Annotated in this window: 19 protein-coding genes; 15 read left to right on the top strand and 4 right to left on the bottom strand. The window is 36.3% G+C overall.

Annotated features, from left to right (window positions below; genetic code table 11):
- Positions 1–10: 10 nt before the first annotated feature.
- Positions 11–829, bottom strand: a complete 819-nt coding sequence (locus WMO14_RS10855; protein ID WP_055176539.1) for an Mrp/NBP35 family ATP-binding protein — start codon at positions 827–829, stop codon at positions 11–13.
- Positions 830–1,207: 378 nt separating this feature from the next.
- On the opposite strand from WMO14_RS10855, the gene WMO14_RS10850 reads away from it, so the two are divergent.
- The 6 genes from WMO14_RS10850 (at position 1,208) to WMO14_RS10825 (ending at position 8,036) form a co-directional block, all read left to right on the top strand.
- Positions 1,208–1,579, top strand: coding sequence for a GntR family transcriptional regulator (locus WMO14_RS10850; RefSeq protein WP_022501336.1), 372 nt, complete (start codon positions 1,208–1,210; stop codon positions 1,577–1,579).
- A gap of 17 nt (positions 1,580–1,596) precedes the next feature.
- Positions 1,597–2,517, top strand: coding sequence for an ABC transporter ATP-binding protein (locus WMO14_RS10845; RefSeq protein WP_349153826.1), 921 nt, complete (start codon positions 1,597–1,599; stop codon positions 2,515–2,517).
- Positions 2,504–4,666: an ABC transporter permease gene (locus WMO14_RS10840; protein WP_022501334.1), complete on the top strand. Its 2,163-nt coding sequence runs from the start codon at positions 2,504–2,506 to the stop codon at positions 4,664–4,666. Before WMO14_RS10845 ends, WMO14_RS10840 begins: the two co-directional genes overlap by 14 nt.
- A gap of 325 nt (positions 4,667–4,991) precedes the next feature.
- Entirely contained in the window at positions 4,992–5,861 is an 870-nt protein-coding gene (locus tag WMO14_RS10835; protein ID WP_349153825.1) for an NUDIX hydrolase, read from the top strand.
- Positions 5,862–5,891: 30 nt separating this feature from the next.
- A complete protein-coding gene (pncB, locus tag WMO14_RS10830) occupies positions 5,892–7,130 on the top strand; it encodes a nicotinate phosphoribosyltransferase (RefSeq protein WP_349153824.1) in 1,239 nt (412 codons plus the stop codon).
- 42 nt (positions 7,131–7,172) lie between these two features.
- Entirely contained in the window at positions 7,173–8,036 is an 864-nt protein-coding gene (locus tag WMO14_RS10825; RefSeq protein ID WP_349153823.1) for an aldose 1-epimerase family protein, read from the top strand.
- Between the two features lie 3 nt (positions 8,037–8,039).
- Here WMO14_RS10825 and WMO14_RS10820 read toward each other — a convergent pair whose 3' ends face one another.
- Complete coding sequence (locus WMO14_RS10820) at positions 8,040–8,861, bottom strand: polysaccharide deacetylase family protein (RefSeq protein WP_172677794.1); 822 nt, start codon at positions 8,859–8,861, stop codon at positions 8,040–8,042.
- A gap of 237 nt (positions 8,862–9,098) precedes the next feature.
- Here WMO14_RS10820 and glnA point away from each other — a divergent pair, with 237 nt between their 5' ends.
- From glnA to WMO14_RS10795, 5 genes are all read left to right on the top strand, one after another.
- Positions 9,099–10,430 (top strand): type I glutamate--ammonia ligase, encoded by a 1,332-nt coding sequence (gene glnA, locus WMO14_RS10815; protein WP_349153822.1) that lies wholly within the window; start codon positions 9,099–9,101, stop codon positions 10,428–10,430.
- Between the two features lie 27 nt (positions 10,431–10,457).
- Entirely contained in the window at positions 10,458–11,012 is a 555-nt protein-coding gene (locus WMO14_RS10810) for an ANTAR domain-containing response regulator (RefSeq protein WP_055176523.1), read from the top strand.
- A 101-nt stretch (positions 11,013–11,113) separates the two neighbouring features.
- Positions 11,114–12,055, top strand: coding sequence for a diaminopimelate epimerase (gene dapF, locus WMO14_RS10805; protein ID WP_022501327.1), 942 nt, complete (start codon positions 11,114–11,116; stop codon positions 12,053–12,055).
- Positions 12,056–12,084: 29 nt separating this feature from the next.
- Entirely contained in the window at positions 12,085–12,702 is a 618-nt protein-coding gene (locus tag WMO14_RS10800; protein WP_055176520.1) for a cyclodeaminase/cyclohydrolase family protein, read from the top strand.
- An 83-nt stretch (positions 12,703–12,785) separates the two neighbouring features.
- Positions 12,786–13,622: a bifunctional 5,10-methylenetetrahydrofolate dehydrogenase/5,10-methenyltetrahydrofolate cyclohydrolase gene (locus WMO14_RS10795; RefSeq protein WP_022501325.1), complete on the top strand. Its 837-nt coding sequence runs from the start codon at positions 12,786–12,788 to the stop codon at positions 13,620–13,622.
- 164 nt (positions 13,623–13,786) lie between these two features.
- Here WMO14_RS10795 and WMO14_RS10790 read toward each other — a convergent pair whose 3' ends face one another.
- On the bottom strand, positions 13,787–14,113 hold the full coding sequence (locus WMO14_RS10790) for an AzlD domain-containing protein (RefSeq protein WP_022501324.1): 327 nt from the start codon (positions 14,111–14,113) through the stop codon (positions 13,787–13,789).
- Positions 14,114–14,149: 36 nt separating this feature from the next.
- Entirely contained in the window at positions 14,150–14,899 is a 750-nt protein-coding gene (locus WMO14_RS10785) for an AzlC family ABC transporter permease (protein ID WP_349153821.1), read from the bottom strand.
- 369 nt (positions 14,900–15,268) lie between these two features.
- Here WMO14_RS10785 and WMO14_RS10780 point away from each other — a divergent pair, with 369 nt between their 5' ends.
- The 4 genes from WMO14_RS10780 to WMO14_RS10765 all read left to right on the top strand — a co-directional run bounded on the left by WMO14_RS10780 (position 15,269) and on the right by WMO14_RS10765 (position 18,678).
- On the top strand, positions 15,269–15,964 hold the full coding sequence (locus WMO14_RS10780) for a cyclase family protein (protein ID WP_022501322.1): 696 nt from the start codon (positions 15,269–15,271) through the stop codon (positions 15,962–15,964).
- Positions 15,965–16,180: 216 nt separating this feature from the next.
- Positions 16,181–17,107 (top strand): ketopantoate reductase family protein, encoded by a 927-nt coding sequence (locus tag WMO14_RS10775; RefSeq protein ID WP_055307195.1) that lies wholly within the window; start codon positions 16,181–16,183, stop codon positions 17,105–17,107.
- A gap of 55 nt (positions 17,108–17,162) precedes the next feature.
- Positions 17,163–17,630 carry a NanQ anomerase/TabA/YiaL family protein gene (locus WMO14_RS10770; RefSeq protein WP_022501320.1) on the top strand — a complete coding sequence of 156 codons (468 nt, stop codon included), beginning with the start codon at positions 17,163–17,165 and terminating at the stop codon, positions 17,628–17,630.
- 37 nt (positions 17,631–17,667) lie between these two features.
- Positions 17,668–18,678: a TRAP transporter substrate-binding protein gene (locus WMO14_RS10765; RefSeq protein WP_022501319.1), complete on the top strand. Its 1,011-nt coding sequence runs from the start codon at positions 17,668–17,670 to the stop codon at positions 18,676–18,678.
- Position 18,679 lies beyond the last annotated feature (1 nt).

Here is an 18,679-nt window from a genome sequence, read left to right as displayed (position 1 = left end):
AATATAATCCTTAAATATCTTTGAATATAGTATCAAGTGCAGAGGCATCAAGCTCCTCAGCACGTCCTGCATCGATATATTCAGCAACGTGTGGGTCTATAGGCATTTTAGCAACATTTTTAATGCCCATATCTTCGGCAACCTTATCAATATTGCTTTTTCCGTAAATGTAGTGGATATTGCCACAGTCAGGACATTTGAAATATGACATATTCTCTACAATTCCGATAACAGGAATATCCATCATCTTAGCCATATTAACAGCCTTTTCAACAATCATAGATACGAGATCCTGAGGTGATGTTACAACAACAATTCCGTCAACCGGGAGTGTCTGGAATACAGTAAGTGGAACATCGCCAGTTCCAGGTGGGCAGTCGATGAACATACAGTCTGTATCTTCCCATGCTACTTCCTCCCAGAACTGCTTAACAGCACTGGCGATAACAGGACCTCTCCATATAACAGGGTCGGTTTCGTTATCAAGAAGATAGTTAAGTGACATAGTCTTGATACCGGTGCGGGTTTCTGGTGGGTATATTATTGTACCTTCTTCATTGCAGGTTGCCTTGCCTGAAAGACCAAAAGATTTAGGGATAGATGGTCCTGTTATATCAGCATCAAGAATGGCAGTTTTAAGACCAGACTGGCGTGCTTTAACTGCAAGAAGTGAAGTTACAAGTGACTTTCCGACACCGCCCTTACCACTGACAACAGCTATAACTTTCTTTACATTTTTATTATTATCATTTCTTGAGTTCTGTGGTGCTGTTCTTTCGCTACAGTCAGAACCGCAGCTTGAACAGTTATGTGAACATGCTTCGCTCATTAGATAATCCTCCTGTATTAATAATTGTTAATAATGTGAGTGTCAGGGGCATAAACAGCGGTTTCTTAGCGAAGAAAAGCATATTTACCTGTGACACGTCATAATTAGAATTATTGTAGCATAATTTAAGTGTTAATCAAAGAGGAAGATGTTATGCAAATATACTAATTAATTTCATATTGACAAAATTCAAGGTATATAATATATTAATCATAACAACTGTACTAATTAATATAGTACAGTTAATACATTGCAATGGATAACTGGTATAGAATACTGGTAGTAATTATAAGATCTATAAGACTTATGATAGTTAATAACAATTATAGATAAATTATAATCAATATGAATTAAATATTAGAAAGGATTGGTAATACGATGTTCGTTATAGATGTCATGTCGCGAGTGCCTGTATATGAACAGATTATAAATCAGGTTGAGGAGCAGATAATGACTGGAATTCTTAAAGAGGGAGATAAAATGCCATCTGTAAGAAGCCTGTCAGTTAAACTGTCAACTAATCCTAATACAATTCAGAAAGCGTATTCAGAGCTGGACAGAAGACAGATGATAGTCACAGTTCCGGGTAAAGGGTCGTTTATATCGCCTGACGCACTTGAAGCTTTGGGAGTTAATGTAAGGGAGAAGCTTCCTAAGTTAAACCAGATTGTAAGGGAGCTTGCATTAGCAGGTATTTCTAAAGATGAGATTATTGAAAATGTTAATAAGGTATATGAAGAAATAGAATAAATAAGGGAGGGCTTGTGATGATTAAGGTTAAGGAAGTCAGCAAGAATTTTGAAGACTTTGTTGCACTTGATAATATTACTTGTAACATCAGTGACGGCTGTATATACGGAATGGTCGGCTCTAACGGTGCAGGAAAGTCAACATTTTTAAGAGTTCTTGCAGGCATATATAAGCCGGAAAAGGGTGAGGCATATATAGATGATGCCCCAATATATGAAAATCCTAAGATTAAGGAAAATGTGGTTCTTGTGGCAGATGAATTATTCTTCCTGCCAGGTGCTAATATGAATAAAATGGCAAAGCTGTATGCATCAATATATGAAAAGTTCGATTGGGAAAGATTTAATAAGCTTACAGAGCTTTTCGAGTTAAATCCAGCAAAGCCAATAGGTAATTTTTCTAAAGGAATGAAAAGACAGGCGGCTATTATACTGGCATTGTCTACAAGGGCAAAGTATATGTTCTTTGATGAGACATTTGACGGGCTTGACCCTGTTATGAGAAATCTTGTTAAAAAGCTTATATGCAATGATGTTATTGAATATAATGCAACTGTTATTGTGACTTCACATTCATTAAGGGAGCTTGAGGATATATGTGACCATCTTGCATTACTGCACAGAGGAGGTCTTGTACTTGACAGTGACGTGCTTGAATTAAAGACATCACAGTTTAAAATTCAGGTTGCATTCAGGAATGAATTCTCAAGAAGTACATTTGATGAATTTAACATAATAAGATACAGACAGGAAGGTTCTGTTGCCAATATGATTATTAATGGCGACAGAGATACAACTGTTGAGAAGCTTAGTAAGTTAAATCCGCTTGTTCTTGATGTGCTTCCGCTTACATTAGAAGAAGTATTTACTTATGAGATGGAAGCGTTAGGTTATGAATTTGATACAGCATTGGAGGTGGAACTTGATGGACAATACTAATAATAAAAATGTATTTAGTTTAAAGCTGTTCTGGCAGACAGTAATACAGTTAAAGGTGATTGGATTTATATCTTTAGCAGTTGTGGCATTTGTATCAGGATTTCCAATTATCATAGAAGGACTTAATATTAAAAAAATGATAAATGCCGCTAATGCTGCAGCAGAGAGTGGCACAGAAGTTATTAATATGTCATCGCCTTATACATCATTGGTGTCACCGATATCATCACAAGGAGTGCTGCTGATTGTTGTATTGGTTATAACACCGATACTTGCTCTTTATGCGTGGTCATTTCTTAATAAAAGAAGTACAAGTGATTTCTACCATTCACTTCCGTACAAAAGAAAGGCATTATTTATAAGTAAGTTCGCTGCAGTTACATTCTGGCAGGCAGTATCAATGCTGACAGCTTTTGTGGCAAGCTTTATAGGCTACCACATTTTTAGGAACTATTTTATAGTTGATTATGGTGTAACAATTCATATATATGTTGCAGAATTTATATGTGCACTTCTTTGCAGTGCGGCAATTGCACTGGCTTGTTCAATAACAGGTAATATATTCAGCAATATATGTGTGTCAGGACTTATAGTATTTCTACCAAGATTTATTATACTGCTTATCGCAAGTACAGTTACAGATTCAGTTGCTACAGCGACTATGGAATGTCCTGTGTGGATACTTGATAATTCTTATAATATGCTTACAGCACAGGTATTTGGTGCATTTGAACCTTTATATATTACATCGTCAAGTGTTTCACAGATGCTTTTGTCGATCGCCTCTAATATATACACACTGGTTCTTGCAGTTATTTATATTGTTCTTGGCTGTGTACTGTTTACTAAGAGAAAGAGTGAGACAGCAGGTAAGCCGGCACTCGGCTGGAAGTTACAGTTTGCAATAAGAACTGCAATCGGTTTTGTTATAAGTGTTCTTGGAGTTATGCTTTATATAAGGGAAAAGCGTAGTGGTTACAGAGGATATTTTCTTGAATATATAGTGGTTTCATTTGTGGTGGCTGCATTTGTTGTAATAATATATGAAGTCATATCAAGCAGGAAACTTCACAGAATAATAAAAGCAATGCCTTCAATTATTCTGGCTTACGTCCTTGCGGCAGTATTTGGAGTGATTGTTAATGCAGGAATTGGGCAGATGCTTTCGTACGTTCCAGATACTTCAAAGGTAAAGTATGTAAAGATGTCAATTGTAAACGACAATATGTTGTCATACAGTTATTCAGAAGAAAAAGATTATTTTGAGGATATATTAGGCAGACTCAAGATAACAGATGAAGAAGTTATAAAGCTTGTAGCAGACAGTATTGAGGATAATTTACAGAATATACAGGATATCAGTGCAGGTTATTATAATAATGGAAGAAAAAATGAAGAATATATAAAATATAATGTGTATATTAAAGACGGCATATTTGGAAGATACAGAAAAGTATTCATTAAGCAGTCAGAGGTTGTTAAGCTTGCTTCTAAGTTCGAGAATATGCAGGATATAAGTAAGGAATATAAGAATCTTCCAGCATTTGAAGATGCAAAGCTTTCATTTATGGATAGCATATTTACACAGGAAGCAGCTAAAGAAGTGTATGAAACTTTCATTAATGAAATTAACAGTATTCCATTTACACAGTATTATAGCTGTATTAATGATATTTCATCAAGATACAGGGGTGGTATGCCATATATATACATTTCGTTTACAAGAAATGGAATACCATACTCAGCACAGATATTATTAGGTGATAAGCTTCCTAAGACTTTAAATGCTTATTATAATGCAGTTAATAAAGTAGCATCACAGAATATATCAGAGACAAGTAATAAGCTTAAAAAGTATCTTGATAACTTTGAAAGTAAACGATTGAATAAATCGGACAATGATGATGATTTTACATTGTATATATATTCAATAAAAGACGGCGATTATTATTATATGGACAGCAGTAATATATCAGATATGACTCTTATCAGTGAAATAAGAAAAGCACTTGACAATCCATTTGATAAGACCTTTGATACTGATAAGGTTATATTATCAGTAAGCTATTATGATGAGGATACTTATAATAATGTTAAGTATTATATGCAGCTTAGTGATTATAGTACTTTAAAGTCGTTGGGATATTAATGTTTAACAATTATAATTAAAGAATGATACAATTATAAGAAAGCTATAATTAAATGGTAATTGGGCTGTTACACTAAATGGTAATTTGTATAATATGCAGGTAGAAGGCAGTATGCTTACAGCTGCATAATGTATAGATTAAGTTTAGTGTGACAGCTTTATTTTTATGTTATTGCAGGGAATGGTTATGTAGATAATGAATAAAAAATCGGAGTGGGATAAGACAGGAACGCGGCTGATTAGTAAAAAGTACTGGACATATTAGTACAAAAGTAGTATATATAAAAGTATCAAAAAGCTACTTTTAATAAGAGGTATAGGTTTTATGAGTGAAATTAGCAATAATAATGAGTATATACCAAGAGCTGAAAGAAGAAATAAAGATGGGCTTACAGAAAAGGAGTTTCTTGAACAATATAATCCGGGACACTATGAAAGACCTAGTGTTACGGTTGATATGCTTCTTTTTGGCATGAGCAGGGATTTAAAATGTCTTAAAGTACTTCTTATAAAGCGTAATAATCATCCATATATAGATTGTTATGCACTTCCGGGAGGTTTTGTAAATATAACAGAATCAGCGTATACGGCAGCGTGCAGAGAGCTTGAAGAAGAAACAGGACTTAAAGATATATATATGGAACAGCTCTATACAATGAGCCAGCCGGACAGAGATCCAAGAATGAGGGTTATAGATATAGCGTATATGACACTTATTCCAATTGATGGAATTAAGCCGCAGGCTGGAGATGATGCGAGTGAAGCATTATGGTTTGATATAACATTTAATGATGAGATATTGACATTTGCTAATAAAGAAAAAAATATTACGATTAAATATTCGCTTAAGGAAAAGACATTTAAAAATGGCTGTATCAGCGTGAAGAGTTACATTCCGGAACTTATAAGTTATGAGGCGTTAGCATTTGACCACGCCCAGATTATCCTGGAGGGACTTATGAGATTAAGGAATAAGACACAATATAGTGATGTTGCATTTAATCTTATGCAAAAGGAATTCACACTTCCAGATTTGCAGAGAGTGTACGAGATTATACTTGGAAAGCAGTTGTATAAGACAAGTTTTAAAAGAAGTATAAATGATAAAATAAAGGCCGTTAATAAAAAAGGTGTATCAATAACAGGCAATAAGTTATCAGAGTTATATGTATACAGTAATGACAGTCAGGAGTAAGTGCAGCAGCACAGGAACGGAGGATTATTTATGAAATTAAATCCAATTATAGTAAGTCTTTTGGAAACAGATATGTACAAGTTCAGTATGGGACAGGCAATTTACCACCAGTTCTCTGATTATAAGACAACCTGGACATTTAAGTGCAGGAATAAAGATGTACATTTTACAGAAGAGATGGTAGAAGAAATCAGAGAGCAGATAAAGCATTTCTGTACTTTAAGATTTACAGAGGACGAGCTTGATTATCTTGAAAATGTTAAGTGGATGAAAGGAAGTTATGTTGATTTCTTAAGATTATGGCAGGCAAGATATGCTGATTTTAAGATTACAACTGATGCAGAATGTGGACTTAGCATAGAAACTTTTGGAACGTGGCTTAATACTTCATTATATGAGATACCAACACTTGCGATTGTCAATGAAGTGTATTTCAGAATGGCATATAATTATGATGAACTTCTTAAGAGCTTTAAGGAAAGATTAAGTGCCAAGGTTGAGGCACTTGAGGCCGATGAGGCTGATGAAGCACAAGGAAAGAATGTATACAGGCTTGGAAGCTTTAGTGAATTCGGACTTAGAAGAAGATTATCATCAGAGGCACAGGAACTTGCGGTTAAGACACTTGCAGAGGCTGACTATAATGGTAATTCTTTGTTCGTAGGAACAAGTAATGTATATCTTGCCAAGAAATATAATCTTACACCTGTTGGAACAATGGCACACGAGTGGATAATGTGTACAGGACAGGGCAACCATAAGCACAATCCGGCATATTCTAACTGGTATGCACTTGATGCCTGGGTAAGGGAATATGGAATTCTTAATGGTATTGCACTTACAGATGCGATAACAACAGACTGCTTCTTAAAGGATTTCCAGCTTACTTATGCAACACTTTTTGGAGGTGTAAGACATGACAGCGGCGACCCATACGAATGGGGGGATAAGATGATTAAGCATTATGAGAGTCTTGGGATAGATGCTGCTAATAAGACATTATTATTCAGTGACAGCCTTGACTTTGACAGGGCTGACAAGCTTTACAGATACTTTAATGCAAAAGCTAAGGTTGCATTTGGAATAGGAACATATATAAGTAATGATACAGATGTTCCGGCACTTAATATAGTAATGAAGACTACTAAATGTAATGGAATGGACGTTGCTAAGATTTCAGATAATCCGGGAAAGGGTATGTGCAAAAATCCAGAATATGTTGAATATCTCCAAAGATGCATAGACTGGAGGATGAATAACGACAGATAATAAGGCAGGTAACTGCAAATAAACATAAGGGAGAGGAAATATATGCAGTATACACTTAGTAATGATAATTTTGAGGTGATTGTAGATAGTAAGGGCTGTGAGATAGTATCAGTTATTAGAAAGAGCGATAATAAGCAGTTTATATGGTCTGGACAGCCAGACATATGGAAAAGACATACACCAGTATTATTCCCGCTGGTTGGAAGGTATAAGAACGATACTTCAATATACGAGGGAAAAGAATATCATATGACACAGCATGGTTTTGCAAGAGATATGGAGTTTAGTCTTGTTATGAAGGATAATAGTGCCGTGGTTATGAAACTGGAGTCTGATGAGAACACTAAAGCTGTATATCCTTTTGACTTTGAGTTAAAGATAACACACAGACTGGCAGATAATAATGTCATAACTATATGGGAAGTTGTGAATAAGGATAATAAAGAGATGTATTTCAGCATTGGTGGACATCCGGCTTTTGTGTGTGGTGAAAATGCCATTGGAGCACAGGTAAGATTCGAAACCAAAGAGAATGGAATACAATATCATTTGTTATCAAAGGATGGACTTGTACAGCCAGATATCCACTATATGCCAATCACTAATAAAAATGTGACATTGACAGAGAATTTCTTTGATAAGGATGCTTATATTATTGAGAACAACGACATAAAATGTGTAAGCCTTTGTAAAGATTGCAAACCGGTTGTTGAGGTTATATTTGATACACCGGTATTTGGATTGTGGTCATCAGCAGGAAAAGGAGTACCTTTTGTGTGCATAGAGCCTTGGTATGGACGTGCTGATGCAGTAGATTTTAACTGCAGGCTTACAGACAGGGAGTGGGGCAATAAGCTTGCAGTTGGGAAAGTGTTCAGCGGTGGTTATAAGATGAGGTTTATGTAACTTTTAATCATTTAATTGTCGTCCGGTACTATCCATATGGAAGTTATCTTTTAAGATAAGCTGTGATATAGGAACAATCTCATACCCTTGCTGTTCAAGATTAGTAAGGACGGTATCGAGTGCATCAGCCGTGAATTTAGCACCGTTGTGCATAAGAATTATAGAGCCGTTGCCAAGTGCTTTGTGCGTGGTGACGGTTTTTATAATGTTTTCAACGCCGTAGTCCTTCCAGTCAAGAGAGTCAACGTCCCATTGTACAGGATAGTGGTTACAGCCATATATAGTATTAATTAGTTCAGAATTATAATCACCATAAGGAGGGCGGAACAGGAAACAGTTGTATCCTGTGAGTTCTTCTATTTTCTGGTGTACAGACATAATTTCCTCTTTCTGTGAGGCAGTATCAAGCTTACTCATCTGTTTGTGGTTCTCGCTGTGATTTCCAAGGTCGTGGCCGCGGCTGTATATCTCTTTAACCATATCAGGATAAGTTGATACCCAGCCTCCCGTCATAAAAAATGTAGTCTTTACATTATGTTTATCTAAAACGTCCAGTATCTGGATAGTATCGTCAGCACCCCACGCAGCATCAAAAGATATCGAAATCTGTTTCTTGTCAGTCTGCACGCAGTATATTGGCAGTGCTTTTTTTCCTGCCTGACAATCACCAGTTATATTACCTCCGCCAATTCCATTAATAACAGCCGAACTATTGGCATATGCACCGTGTTGTGTGAATATTGTCGTGTATATGTAAAAAAAAGTAGCAAGACTAAGAAGTATTATGGAAAGTAATACTGATAATTTGTAATGGCTGATCTTCATTGTAATCCTCATTTCTGTATGATACAGGCACTTATTGTTGGAATATTATATGTTAAAGTCAAAGTTAATATGACGGTTTACATTATTAGTTTTTGACAAAACAATGTATACAAGATAAAGGTAAATGTAGTATATTATCTGTATTGGCGTATTGGTTGAGGGTGCGTAAAATGTGCACTGGTGAATATTATAATAACGCTTATGCTTATCATTTAATCAGGAAAGGAACAGAGTGATATGGGAAAGTATACCAAGCAGGACATATTTAGAATGGTTGAGGAAGAAGATGTTGAATTTATCAGACTTCAGTTTACTGATATGTTCGGAGTTTTGAAAAATGTAGCTATTACATCAAGCCAGTTAGGAAAAGCACTTGATAACAAATGTATGTTTGATGGTTCTTCAGTAGAAGGATTTGTAAGAATTGAAGAGTCGGATATGTATCTTTATCCGGACTATGATACATTTGAGATATTCCCATGGAGACCACAGCAGGGCAAAGTTGCAAGGCTTATATGCGATGTGTATACACCTGATGGTAAGCCATTTGAAGGTGATCCACGCTGGATTCTTAAGAAAGTAATTAAAGAAGCTGAGGATATGGGATATGTATTCGAGGTAGGACCTGAATGTGAATTCTTCCTGTTCCACACAGATGATAACGGACTGCCAACAACACTTTCACACGAGAAAGCTGGATATTTTGATTTAGGTCCAACAGATTTAGGTGAAAATGTAAGACGAGATATGGTGCTTACACTTGAAGATATGGGCTTTGAAATAGAAGCTTCACATCACGAGGTTGCACCAGCACAGCACGAGATTGATTTTAAATATGATGAGGCGTTAAAGACAGCCGATAATATAATGACATTTAAGCTTACAGTAAAGACTATAGCTAAAAGACACGGACTTTATGCAACATTTATGCCAAAGCCAAAGTATGGAATTAATGGCTCAGGTATGCACGTTAATATGTCACTTGCGAAGGATGGAAAGAATATATTTGCTGATGAGAATGACACACTTGGTTTGTCAGAGGATGCATATCATTTTATAGCAGGACTTATGAAGCACGCAAAGGGTATGGCGGCACTTACTAATCCATTAGTCAATTCTTATAAGAGATTAGTTCCGGGTTATGAAGCTCCTGTATATATTGCGTGGTCAGCAACTAACAGAAGTCCGCTTATAAGAATTCCGGCTTCAAGAGGACAGGGTACAAGAGTTGAATTAAGAAATCCAGACCCATCAGCTAATCCATATCTTGTACTTGCAACCTGCCTTGCGGCTGGTCTTGATGGAATTAAGAATAAACTTGAGGTTCCAGCAAGTGTTGACTGTAATATATTTGAGATGACAGATGAAGAAAGAAAGCATGCGGCTATAGAGGTGATTCCTGAAAGTCTTTATGATGCTGTCAGATATCTTAATGAGGATAAGTTCATATGTGATGTATTGGGAGAACATATTACATCTAAGTACACAGAGGCCAAGTTAAGAGAATGGAACGATTACAAGACACAGGTTACCCAGTGGGAACTTGATGAATACCTTTACAAATTTTAAAAACTGACTGTGATAAGAGGTTAGAATATGTCTACATTAATAGTTGCGTTTCCGAAAATAGAGGAGGCCAAGGCGGTTCGCAGTCTTTTAGTAAGAAGAGGTTATGATGTGGCAGTTCCCTGTACAAGCGGTGCTCAGGCTATCAATCAGGCAGATAATCTGTCAGACGGAATTATAATATGTGGTTATAAGCTGTCTGATAATATGTTGTATTCAGAACTATACGAATACAAGCCAAAGAGTTTTGAAATACTGCTTGTCGCGTCGCAGAATTTGTGGGAGGAATGTCACGACAGCAATGTTGTATGCGTTGCCATGCCGATTAAAGTTAATGATTTATTATCTACAATTGAGATTATGCAGCAATCGCAGATTCGCCGCAGAAGAAAAGCTAGAACCACGCCAAGGCAGAGAAGCCCTGAGGAACAAAAGATAATAGATACTGCAAAGCATATGCTTATGGAAAAGAATAATATGACTGAGCAGGAAGCATTCCGTTATATACAAAAATGCAGTATGGACAGCGGTAATACTATGGTAGAATCGGCGACTATGGTTATGAGTATATTTACGGATGCGTAACACTAAAGATGGGTATTAAAGAAAGATATAGATGTAACAGATTGGTATTATTAATGAAAGATACTGATATATAATTTTATAGTAAGGTGATTGGAGGATATATGGTATTTACAAAAATGCACGGAGCAGGCAATGATTATGTATATGTTGACTGCACTAAAGAAGAATTAGATAATCCAAGTGAGGTTGCAATTAAGGTAAGTGACAGACATACAGGAATAGGCTCGGACGGACTTATCCTTATAAAGTCATCAGATAAGGCTGATTTCTTTATGGAAATGTACAATGCTGACGGCTCACAGGGAAAGATGTGCGGCAATGGCATACGTTGTGTCGGAAAGTATGTATATGATAATGGTCTTACAGATAAGACAACAGTAAATATTGATACACTTGCTGGTATAAAGATACTCGAATTAAATATAGGTACAGACGGAAAGGTCGCAACAGCAAAGGTTAATATGGGATGTCCGGTTCTTGAAGCCGCAGATATTCCGATGGATATAAGTGCATTAAAGGATTATAAAGCTGTATACAAGGATATACTTTCTAACGCAAAGGATACAGGACTTAGCAAAGTTGCAGTAAAGGCACTTAGTGAAGTAACCAACGCCGTTGTAGCAGAAAAGATAGAAGTTAATGGCGGTATATATGAGATAACAGGCGTATCAATGGGTAATCCACACGGAATAGTGTATCTTGATAAAGATATTGATATAAAGAAGTTTGCAATTGAACAAATCGGACCTCATTTTGAAAGCCATATGGCATTTCCAGAAAGAGTTAATACTGAATTCATTCAGGTAGTTGATAGAAAAAATCTTAATATGAGAGTATGGGAGAGAGGCTCAGGGGAAACTCTTGCATGTGGTACTGGTGCTTGTGCAAGCCTTGTGGCGACAGTGCTTAATGGAATGTGTGATATTGATGCAACACTTCATCTTCTTGGCGGAGACCTTAATATAAGCTGGGATACAGAGTCAGGAAATGTGTATATGGAAGGTCCTGCAACAACAGTATTTACAGGTACAATAGAAATTTAGCAGATATTTAAGGAAGTGAGGAAAAGTATATGGATATGAAGGATTTTTTAAATGTTCTAGCTTCTAAAGAGCCGGTTCCTGGAGGAGGGGGAGCCTGCGGATATGTGGCAGCAGTAGGAATGGCATTGGGCAATATGGTGCTTTCTTTGACAACAGGAAAGAAAAAATATGCAGAATATCAGGAAGAAATAGAAGAACTTATTGTTAAAGCTGGGGACATTACTAACAGATTGTATGAGTGTATGGATAAGGATGCCAAGGCATTTAAGCCGTTATCAGAAGCTTACGGACTTCCTAAGGATACAGAAGAACAGTTAGAGCACCGTAATAAGGTTATGGAAAATGCTTTGCTTATTGCAAGTGAAGCTCCTCTTTCTATGATGGAGCTTATAGTTGAGGCAATAAAGCTTATTGACAGAATATCGGTTATTGGAAGCAGACTTGCAATCAGTGATGCAGGTGTTGGTGTACAGATGTGCAAGGCGGCTCTTAACGGAGCTTCATTAAATGTGTATATCAATACAAAGCTTATGAAAAATATTGATGTTGCAGAGGATATGAATACTAAAGCTGACGAGCTTGTAATTACAGGCAATGAACTTGCTGATAAAGTATATGACAGGGTTATGGATTGCGTACATCCATAATAATCACAAGATATTGGCATTGTAGTTATATAAAAATACCAGGATAACAATATATACAGTCAGAATAATGGAGGTATTATCTAATGGAAATATTAAAAGGACTGCCAGTTGCTAATTCTATTAATGAGCAGCTTATAGAAGATATTAAGAATATAGATGGGGAACTTCCACATCTTGCAATAATAAGAGTTGGTGAAAGACCGGATGACTGTTCATATGAACGTGGAGCAGTAAAGAAAATGGATAAAGTAGGCGTAAGATGTACAACATATACATTTGCGGCAGATATATCTAATGATGAATTTCAGAAGGAATTCGACCAGATTAACAATAATCCCGACATAGATGGAATCCTTCTCTTAAGACCATTGCCAAAGCATATTGATGAGAAGGCTGTCGAGAACAGAATAGACCCAAGAAAAGACCTTGATGGAATATCACCGGTTAATCTTGCTAAGGTATATGCAGGAGATGAAACAGGATATGCACCTTGTACAGCGGAGGCTGTTATAGAGATGTTAGATTATGCAGGTGTAGATATTAAAGGCAAGAGAGTTACAGTAGTTGGAAGAAGCCTTGTTATTGGTAAACCTGTGGCTATGCTTCTTATGAAAAGAAATGCAACAGTTACAGTTGTACATACAAAGACAGTCGATATGGCGGCGACCTGTAAGCATGCGGAGATACTTGTTGCAGCGGCAGGCTCAGCAAAGATGATAAAGCCTGAATATGTTGCAGATGGTGCTGTTGTTATTGATGTTGGAATAAATGTTGATGAGGAAGGAAAGCTCTGCGGAGATGTGGATTTTGAAGCAATAGGGAATATTGCCTCAATCGCAACTCCAGTACCGGGCGGTGTTGGCTCAGTTACAACATCTGTACTTGCCAAGCATTTAGTGAAAGCTGCACATATGAGATAATGCTTATTAAGCTTTAGTTATACATTAACATACACTAGCAGATAGTTAATATTTATTAAGGTATTAATGAACTTATAGGATAAAAGACTTATAGGACAAAATGTGTTGATAGAAACCGACGCCAGCCTTTAATTTCAATGGCTGACGGCGGTTTAATCTTTATATTAATGTGTCTGTAAAAATGTTATAACAAGTTCTACAATAAATACTGATGCACAGCTTAACATTGCAACCTGAAAAAGGCTTTTTCCAATCCACGCAAGCACGATGGCTATTACAAAAGCGATAGCCGCTGATATTATACTGGAGGTTGCAGATAATATCGCTGGAAAAGTCATAATAGCAAGTGTTACATAAGGCACATAGTAAAGAAATGATTTAACTGTGATATTTTTAATCTCTTTTCGTATCAGTGTAAGAGGGAGAACTCTTACAAGATATGTTACAAGAGCCATAATTAATATGTATATGTATGTATTATGTGTAGGCATAAATAATCTCCCAATTCTATATAGGTAATATGTTTCTTAAGTATTATTAGTAGCATTAGTGTTATCAGCACTTCTGGCATTCTCTTCCTTCACAGGAAAAAGAATTGCTGCCGCAAGTGAGATGATAACTGTTAATATAATAATTCGAGTTCCAGAGGAAATGCTGCTTATAACAGGGGCATAGCTGAATATACAGCTTATAATCATTGATATTGCTACAACGCCTGCAATTATGTGATTTTTCCTTGCCGGAGGAATTATTATTGCAATGAACATTCCGTATAATCCGACACTTAAAGCACTTACAATATTAGCTGGAAGTATATTTCCAAACAGCACGCCGAAGTATGTTCCAAGAACCCACGCGGGTGAGGCTACAAGAACCATTCCGTACATATATGCGGGGTTGAGTTTTTCAGGAACAGATACTGTCAGTCCGAATATCTCATCAGTAACGAACAATCCCATAATAAGTCTGTGAAAAAATGGTATTTTATTATCTAATTTCTGGCTTAAGGCACACGACATAAGAAAATATCGTGCATTAATTATAAGTTCCATAACAGCAATCTCTGTATATGCAGCAAGTGCCGCAATAAGTGTAAATCCGGCAAACTCACCAGCAGAAGCGTGGCATGTTATGCTTGCAAGGGCAGCCTGTAAGGCGGTCAGTCCTGCATTCTTAGCGGCAATTCCCAACGTAAAAGAAACAGCAAGGTAGCCAAGTGCTATAGGCATACCGTTGTGAATTCCTTTTTTTAACCAATAAGAGGTTGAATTATTCATATATTCTCCAATCTTGCAAAATAATATAAAAATTGCAATAGACATTAAAGCTTATGCAAACCACTATGATACAACAAATGCTATATTTTTACAATGTTTTCATCTGGTGCAATGTCAAAAGTTTAACAAATACATAAAAATGGATATGCTATTTTAGTAAAAGTATTTGAAAATCGACTTACACTTGTGCATATATTACAAAAATATTATCAGAAATTTATAAAGCTTTGATAATTGATTATAAACCGGTATACTGGTATACTGCAAGTGTCAAAGGAAATGACAAATAAGTAACAAACAGGAAAATTTAACAAGTATCTAAAAAGCTAACAAGTAAACAAAATATTTAATTCACAGGAGGATTTAATTATGAACACAACATTTGCTTTAGGAAACGGATTAAAGGTAATCGATCTTACAAAGCCATTAGACCCAAAGACAGAGTCAAGAAGATGCCACCTTATCAGATATAACACAGGCGGACCAATTCCTGATTTCCACACAGCAATGGATCTTACAAGCCACTTAGGAACACATTGCGAGTGTCCTTATCATCACGATGACAACTGGCCATCAGTTGCTGAACTTCCACTTACAACATTTATGGGAAGAGCAATATATGTTGACTTCAAGGATACACTTCCTCACAGAAAGCACATCAGTGCGGCAGACCTTGACAAGGCAACAGAAGGCTGGGTAAAGGAAGGTGATATTCTTATCATCGACTCATCTTACAAGCTTGACCCATTCACACCTGATACTAATACAGACAAGGATCAGAGATTATTAGTAAATGGTGAGACAGCACAGTGGTGTGTAGACCACAAGATTAAGTGTGTAGGCTTCGGTGATGGTGTTTCAATTGAGAACTGCAACGAAGATGTTAAGCCTTTCCACGACATCTGTATGGCAGAGAACATCGTATTCCTTGAAGTATTAAAGAACCTTGATAAGCTTTCACAGGATACATTCTTTATGTCATACTCACCACTTCCAATATATGGCTTGGATTCTTGCCCAATCAGAGCTTATGCTATTGAAGGTCTTGCAGAATTTACCCGCTAATCAGTGAAAAATGTATTTAACATAATATAATATGCTGGCGGTCTTAAGGGCTGCCGGCAGCAATAGAAATAATAAAAAAATATTTATTACCGCAATAGCAAAAATAATAAATAAAGAAAAATATTTATTATGGTAATAATAAACAGATAAAAGAAGAATATTTTAAGAAGAAATAATATTTAAGATAACAAAAATGTGAAGAAATGGAGGCATACTATGAAGATAGCGGTACTTGGAGCTGGTGCCATGGGTTCTATATATGGTGGACATCTTTCTACTAACAATGATGTATATATGATTGATAAGAAGGCAGAACTTGTAGATAAGATTAATGCAGACGGATTAAAGTTATTTGAGAATGATACAGATGTAATATATCACCCAGCAGCATTACTTAGTAGTGAAGGAATAGGTGAAGTAGATTTAGTAATTATATTTGTCAAGGCTTTATATTCAAGAGCAGCACTTATGGAGAATAAGGGAATAATAGGAGATAACACATATGTAATGACTCTTCAGAATGGTGCAGGCCATGAAGACATTATCTTGGAATTTGTTCCTAAGGAAAGAATTATCATAGGTACAACAGAAGATAATGGAGCAATCCTTGGTGACGGATATGTAAGAAGAGGCGGCAAGGGCAAGACCAATATCGGTATGCTTGTTGAAGATTCACAGCATATGCTTGACAAAGTTAAGGTCTGTCTTGACTCTTGTGGATTTGATACACACATTTATGATAATATCCAGCAGCTTATATGGGACAAGCTGTTTACTAATGTTTCACTTAGTGCTCTTACAGGAGTTCTTCAGGTTCCAATCGGATTTATCGCAACAGATGAATATGCATGGAATATGACAGTTACTCTTATAAAAGAGGCAATGCAGGTAGCTAAAGCTATGGGGCTTGAGTTTAATGAAGAAGAGATGATTGAACGGGTAAGAAATACATCTCTTAATTCTCCAGAAGGAAGAACATCTATATATGCAGACCTTAAGGCAGGAAGGCTTACGGAGGTTAATACAATCAGCGGTGCGGTAGTTAAGGCTGGTGACAGATTGGGAGTTCCAGTTCCATCACATAAGATGATTGTTAATATGGTTCATGCAATGGAGAACAAAAGCAAGAATAATGTAGAATAAAATATAAATGTATATATTATAGAATTTCATATTTATAATAGAAGGGAGTTTTGTTATGATATTTTCATCAATTCATACAAAGGATGATTTTAAGAATTATCCAGCAGCAGTACAAAGAGCAATAGAATATTTAAAGAACAATGATTTTACTAAAATGGAAACCGGCGTATATGAGATAGAAGGAAAGCTTATGTATGCACAGGTATTCGATGCTGAGACAGAACCATTAGAGGCAAGAAAGCCGGAATATCACGAGAAATATCTTGATGTACAGTTTCTTGTAACAGGAAGGGAAAAGTTAGGCTTCACACCAGATACAGGTAACTACGAAGTGGCAGAAAGATATGATGAGAGAGATCTTATATTTGTTAAAGATGTAGAAAATGAAGGCTTTATCACATCAACACCTGGCTGTTTCTGTGTATTCTTCCCTACAGATATTCACAGACCACAGGTTGCAGATGGAGAGCCTATGAAGGTAAGAAAAGTTGTAGTTAAAGTAAGTGTAGAACTTTTAAAGTAATTCACTTGTATGCAAAAGCATAAGAATGGAGGATTTTATGGGTAAAAAATTGATGGCATTATTATTATGCGTATGTTTAATGGCCAGCTTTACACTTACAGGATGCGGAAGTAAAAGTGCAGATGGTCAGGAAGTTAAGATTATCAGAGTAGCATTTAACCAGAATGAAAATCACCCACAGTATAAAGCTATGAAGGAGCTTGGTGAGAAGTTCGAGAAAGCTACTAATGGCAGATACAAAATGACTATATATGCTAACGGTGTACTTGGTGAGCAGGGTTCTATGGCAGAATTCATCAGAACTGGTGCACTTGATATGGCTATAGTACCATGTTCAGTTCCAGAAGGATATGATTCTAACTTTGCTATTGTCGGTGCACCTTATCTTTATCAGGATATGGATCATTTAAGAAGAGCAACAGAATCAGGGGTATTTACAGACCTTTTCAAGTCAACAAGAAAGTACAATTTTGAAGTCCTTACAATATATACAGCAGGTGAAAGAAATATATATGCTGACAAGCCTATCAACTCAGCAGATGATCTTAAGGGTATGATTGTAAGAGTAAATGATAGTACAACATATCTTAATATGGTTAAGTATATGGGTGGTACAGGTACAGCAATGTCACAGTCAGAAGTGTATACAGCACTTCAGCAGGGTGTAATTGATGCAGGTGAGAACAGTGAGCTTGTATATTCAGATTTCAAGCATTATGAAGTAGCTAAATATTACTCATATACAAGACATATTGTTCACCCTGATGTAGTTGTAGCAAGTACTAATTTCCTTGACAGCATGTCAGAAGAAGACAGAGCAATATTTGATAAGCTTGTAATGGAATCAACAGAATATGAATTTGATACATTTAAGGAAGCTGTTGAGGCAGGTAAGAAAGAAGCAGAAGAACACGGTGCAATCTTTGTGTATCCGGATACTAACGAATTCAGGGAAAAATGCCAGCCATTACTTGACAGTATTGCTAACCAGTCAGATATGACAAAGGATATTTATAATAAAGTAGAAGCTTTAAGAGAGGAGAATTAAT

It is taken from the genome of Lachnospira rogosae (ex Hitch et al. 2025), from assembly GCF_040096455.1.
GTDB lineage: Bacteria > Bacillota > Clostridia > Lachnospirales > Lachnospiraceae > Lachnospira > Lachnospira rogosae.
The sequence above is the reverse complement of the archived record's forward strand: the minus strand, read 5'-3'. Positions and strand labels throughout refer to the sequence as shown.

Bases quoted from the DNA above. Each gene is read 5' to 3' on its own strand.
- WMO14_RS10765 (WP_022501319.1), top strand. From the start codon at position 17,668: ATGGGTAAAAAATTGATGGCATTATTATTATGCGTATGTTTAATGGCC.
- WMO14_RS10810 (WP_055176523.1), top strand. From the start codon at position 10,458: ATGTCTACATTAATAGTTGCGTTTCCGAAAATAGAGGAGGCCAAGGCG.
- pncB (WP_349153824.1), top strand. From the start codon at position 5,892: ATGAAATTAAATCCAATTATAGTAAGTCTTTTGGAAACAGATATGTAC.
- WMO14_RS10820 (WP_172677794.1), bottom strand. From the start codon at position 8,861: ATGAAGATCAGCCATTACAAATTATCAGTATTACTTTCCATAATACTT.
- WMO14_RS10780 (WP_022501322.1), top strand. From the start codon at position 15,269: ATGAACACAACATTTGCTTTAGGAAACGGATTAAAGGTAATCGATCTT.
- WMO14_RS10835 (WP_349153825.1), top strand. From the start codon at position 4,992: ATGAGTGAAATTAGCAATAATAATGAGTATATACCAAGAGCTGAAAGA.
- WMO14_RS10845 (WP_349153826.1), top strand. From the start codon at position 1,597: ATGATTAAGGTTAAGGAAGTCAGCAAGAATTTTGAAGACTTTGTTGCA.
- WMO14_RS10800 (WP_055176520.1), top strand. From the start codon at position 12,085: ATGGATATGAAGGATTTTTTAAATGTTCTAGCTTCTAAAGAGCCGGTT.
- WMO14_RS10770 (WP_022501320.1), top strand. From the start codon at position 17,163: ATGATATTTTCATCAATTCATACAAAGGATGATTTTAAGAATTATCCA.
- WMO14_RS10850 (WP_022501336.1), top strand. From the start codon at position 1,208: ATGTTCGTTATAGATGTCATGTCGCGAGTGCCTGTATATGAACAGATT.
- WMO14_RS10795 (WP_022501325.1), top strand. From the start codon at position 12,786: ATGGAAATATTAAAAGGACTGCCAGTTGCTAATTCTATTAATGAGCAG.
- WMO14_RS10855 (WP_055176539.1), bottom strand. From the start codon at position 829: ATGAGCGAAGCATGTTCACATAACTGTTCAAGCTGCGGTTCTGACTGT.
- WMO14_RS10790 (WP_022501324.1), bottom strand. From the start codon at position 14,113: ATGCCTACACATAATACATACATATACATATTAATTATGGCTCTTGTA.
- WMO14_RS10775 (WP_055307195.1), top strand. From the start codon at position 16,181: ATGAAGATAGCGGTACTTGGAGCTGGTGCCATGGGTTCTATATATGGT.
- WMO14_RS10825 (WP_349153823.1), top strand. From the start codon at position 7,173: ATGCAGTATACACTTAGTAATGATAATTTTGAGGTGATTGTAGATAGT.
- dapF (WP_022501327.1), top strand. From the start codon at position 11,114: ATGGTATTTACAAAAATGCACGGAGCAGGCAATGATTATGTATATGTT.
- WMO14_RS10840 (WP_022501334.1), top strand. From the start codon at position 2,504: ATGGACAATACTAATAATAAAAATGTATTTAGTTTAAAGCTGTTCTGG.
- WMO14_RS10785 (WP_349153821.1), bottom strand. From the start codon at position 14,899: ATGAATAATTCAACCTCTTATTGGTTAAAAAAAGGAATTCACAACGGT.
- glnA (WP_349153822.1), top strand. From the start codon at position 9,099: ATGGGAAAGTATACCAAGCAGGACATATTTAGAATGGTTGAGGAAGAA.